Annotated in this window: 5 protein-coding genes; 4 read left to right on the top strand and 1 reads right to left on the bottom strand. The window is 57.6% G+C overall.

What is annotated here, in order from left to right; all coding sequences use genetic code 11:
• Nucleotides 1-268, bottom strand: a 268-nt coding sequence (locus AC0L3K_RS40375; protein ID WP_473368180.1) for a hypothetical protein, incomplete at its 3' end; no start/stop codon positions are given.
• 243 nt (nt 269-511) lie between these two features.
• On the opposite strand from AC0L3K_RS40375, the gene AC0L3K_RS40370 reads away from it, so the two are divergent.
• From AC0L3K_RS40370 to AC0L3K_RS40355, 4 genes are all read left to right on the top strand, one after another.
• On the top strand, nt 512-871 hold the full coding sequence (locus AC0L3K_RS40370) for a VanZ family protein (RefSeq protein WP_219684112.1): 360 nt from the start codon (nt 512-514) through the stop codon (nt 869-871).
• Nucleotides 872-1,685: 814 nt separating this feature from the next.
• Nucleotides 1,686-1,811 (top strand): hypothetical protein, encoded by a 126-nt coding sequence (locus AC0L3K_RS40365; protein WP_283806973.1) that lies wholly within the window; start codon nt 1,686-1,688, stop codon nt 1,809-1,811.
• Nucleotides 1,812-2,040: 229 nt separating this feature from the next.
• Complete coding sequence (locus tag AC0L3K_RS40360) at nt 2,041-2,481, top strand: winged helix-turn-helix domain-containing protein (protein WP_473256524.1); 441 nt, start codon at nt 2,041-2,043, stop codon at nt 2,479-2,481.
• Complete coding sequence (locus tag AC0L3K_RS40355) at nt 2,478-3,602, top strand: tetratricopeptide repeat protein (protein ID WP_473256526.1); 1,125 nt, start codon at nt 2,478-2,480, stop codon at nt 3,600-3,602. Before AC0L3K_RS40360 ends, AC0L3K_RS40355 begins: the two co-directional genes overlap by 4 nt.
• Nucleotides 3,603-3,684 lie beyond the last annotated feature (82 nt).

The following is a 3,684-nucleotide window of genomic DNA, read 5'->3' as shown; positions in this document are numbered from 1 at the left end:
CCCCGCCAGAGCCCCCACCACCGCCGCCGGCTGATGAATGCTCCTTGGTCGAGTGATCCTCGGTCGCGCTGTGTGGATCATTGTCGAAGACTGAATGACTGCTGCCACCGCTGCTATATCCTGCTCCGTCATGGGCGCCGGAACGTGCGATGGCTGTTGACGTCAACGACGTCGACAGGAGTAGAGTCATCGATGGCGGCGTTACGGCAGCAAACCTGCCACACATCTTCAAGAACTCCCGGCGGTCTTCGTCTTCTTTTGCGGGCATCAGGTATTCCCCTGGGCTCAAACTGCGACTATTTAACTTAAATTAGATTAAATAAATTAAATCCTTTTAATTGGTTCAATCACGAAAAGTTGCGTTCTAGTGCGCTTCGTACTGCCCTGCCGCGGGCGGCAGAAGTTCTGGATGAGGGTGAAGAACCGCAGCCACCACGCTGGCAAATGCGAGCCGCTGGATCCGGTTGGCGCTTAAGTATTTTGCGGCAACAACTCGGGGTCAGTCGCTACTATGCTGTATAGAATTTCAATTGCCGTGGCGTGGGCTTCTCTTGCCTTTATCACCTACGCGAGTCTGTCTCCAATCCACGACAGGCCTCAACTGAGCAGTTCGGCCAACATTGAACACGTAGCGGCCTTTGCGTTTCTAGGTTTCGCATTTTGTGCCGCGTACCGGGACCGGATGACGCTGGTGTGCAGCCTCGTGCTTGGTAGCGCAGTGGTGCTGGAATTGTTCCAAAAGCTGACGCCAGATCGCCATGCTAGATTGCTGGATGCGTCCGAAAAGGTGGTTGGCGGGTTGCTCGGGATTTTGCTCGCCAGCATCGCTTTACGCCTGATTGAGCGCTGGACGGCTGCATCTGATGTTTAACGGTTATTGCGGGTTGGGTTCATGCCCAATCGTGCCATAAGCCAGGGACGTCCGTTGACATAGCTCACGTCGCAATGTCGATATCGACTTGGCGAGCTGGTTAGCCTGCTCGGTCCCTTCAACCAGGACAGGAGCCGAATGGTTCATAAGGTTTGCGTCTGAACTCTTCCGCACCGTGATTACTGTGATTGGATTGCCAATTGCCTTTCCCGCCCCGCGGATGGTGTCGATGAACAGCTTCGCAGCCGGGTTCAAACCAATCGGACCACCATGTCCTCTAGCTCCAACGTCAGTATCGCCACGAGAGCGCGCACGAAGGCTGAGGCCACGCGACAGGCGGAATAGGCAGCGAAATTGTAAACATAGCCTGCCTCCGCTCGGAACTTCTCAAGTTGAGCAATGAGTTCTATTCGCGCCGTTCCATAAGCGACCCGTCTATGGGTCGGCTTATCTCCTGAAGGCAGACATAGCGGCCCTGTCGGCGAAGGGCGGCAACGCGCCAATAGGCGCCGATCGGCGCGGGCTGCAAACTTCCAGTCTACATTGAAAGAGCGTCCTCGGCTTCGGGCGACGAATCCATTCAGACGGACAAAGCCTAGACAAACGTGGAAAGTAACGGCTAGTCATTCGCATGGCGTGGATTCCGAATTGGCTGCGACGGGCAGATGTCAGGCTGCGGCCTAGGGCCGGCGCTCAGGTCGACTTACAACCGCTGTCGGAGCGCAGCGGACGATGGCTAAAGGCGAACTTGTTTCGCTTCCCGGGCGCGGTGTGGTCGCGGAAGCGTGGCTGTGTGGAGCTGTCAGAGGGCGACGTGATCGCGCTGCATCTTGTTGTCGAGCGGATCACGGAAGCCGGGCTGAAGGTGCGGCTGTCGGGGCGCCTTCGCGGCTGGGACGGTGCGTCGCCTGTTTGGTCTTTGCTGGTGCGCAAGCGTTAGCGGATCGGGCCCTCCTGAAACGCACGCCGACGATGACGGCTTGGGGTCACCAGCGCCGGTTTGATGGGCGCTTTTTCACTTCCGGTCCGCCCCTTTAGCAGGCCATATCTGAGCCAAACCGCACTTCGCCAACGGGCCAGAAGGGGACTTCCCTCGGGCGCGCCAGCGGCGTATTTTTGAACCGCAATTGTCGCTAGAGCCGTCTGCGTGGCATCCAAGGAGCGGTAGGTTGCGCTACTTTTTCGAGGACTTCGCTTTCGACACCGACCGGCGCGAGCTACGGCGGGGAGCCGACGTGGTCCCCACAGCGCCGCAGGTCTTCGATCTGCTCGACTATTTGATCCAACGCAGGGAGCGCGTTGTCAGCAAGGACGATCTCATTAACGCAGTTTGGAATGGACGCATCGTCTCAGACGCCGCGTTAACGACCCGCCTGAATGCCGCTCGGGCAGCAGTCGGTGACGACGGTGAAAAGCAGCGCCTAATCAAAACATTGCAGCGCAAAGGCTTCCGCTTCGTTGGCGCAGTGCACGAAGGACAGAGGTCCGAAACCGCGTTAGCGAATTCGACGGTGCAACGTCGCCTTCAGCGCCCCGCCTTTCCATCATTGTGTTGCCCTTCGCTAACCTCAGCGACGATCCTGGACAGGACTACTTTGTCGATGGCGTGACCGAGAGTTTGACCACGGATTTGTCGCGCATCTCCGGCTCGTTCGTTATCGGCAGACACACCGCATTCACGTACAAGGGCAAAGCGATCGATCTCAAGCGGATTGGCCGCGAACTGAATGTTCGGTACGTGCTAGAAGGTTCTGTGCAGCGAGCCGGTGATCGACTTCGCGTAAACGTTCAACTCGTGGACGCCGAAACCGGCGCGCATCTATGGGCAGACCGGTTTGACAAACCCATCGCCGATCTTTTTGTCATGCAAGACGAGATCGTATCGCGCCTTGCCAACACGCTGGACGCTCAGCTCACCGAGCAAGAGGCGAGGCGATCAGAGCGATCCCCGCATCCCAATTCGATGGACTTGTATTTTCAAGGCAAAGCTTTGTTGCACAAGGGGTGGACGTCTGAAGGCGTACCTCAAGCGCGCGAGATTTTTGAAAGGGCGTTGACCCTCGATCCCAGGAATGTCGAAGCGATGGTATGGATGGCTGGCGTCGATTTGATACTTGGGGTGAGCTTCATGGATGACGACACGGCCGAGCATTTCGCAGTGGCCGAGGCAACAGCAATAAAGGCGGTGTCCCTCGCGCCGAACCATGCCTATGCACACATGATTTTAGGCTGCGCACTATTGTGCAGGAATCGTGCGGCTCAGGGCATCGCTGAGTTAGAGAGAGCGTTGGAGCTGGATCACAATTTGGCTGAGGCTCACGCGCAAACCGGCAGCGCTAAGTTGTACATGGGCCGCGGAGCGGAGACAGTGACCCATATCAACGAAGCACTTCGCCTGTCTCCTCGTGATATCTTCAGCCATCGATGGTTCATGATAGCCGGCTTTGCCAAGCTGCAGATCAACGAGGATGCCGAAGCAGTCTGCTGGTTCCGCCGCAGCATCGAGGCCAATCGAAATGACGTGAGCGCACATTTTGGGCTGGCTGCCGCGCTTGCCTTGCTTGGCTCGCTGGACGAAGCGAAAGCTGCTGCAAAAGCGCTATTTGCGGTTGTTCCAAGCTTCACCATCCGCCGCTTCCGGGATGGAGCTTGCAGCGATAACCCAATTTACCTCGCCAAACGTGAGCGTGTGTATCGGGGCCTGCGGCTGGCGGAGGTGCCGGAGGGATGATGTCGGCTAGACTGTATGTCCCCCCACAAAATGAGGCGACTCACCCTCGATGTTGCGACGAGGGTTGCCCGGATGGACCGGG

It is taken from the genome of Bradyrhizobium sp. MI1.10, assembly GCF_055811035.1.
The sequence above is the reverse complement of the archived record's forward strand: the minus strand, read 5'-3'. Positions and strand labels throughout refer to the sequence as shown.

What these genes read in the sequence shown, in the direction of transcription:
- AC0L3K_RS40370 (WP_219684112.1), top strand. Translation starts at nt 512, where the DNA reads ATGCTGTATAGAATTTCAATTGCCGTGGCGTGGGCTTCTCTTGCCTTT.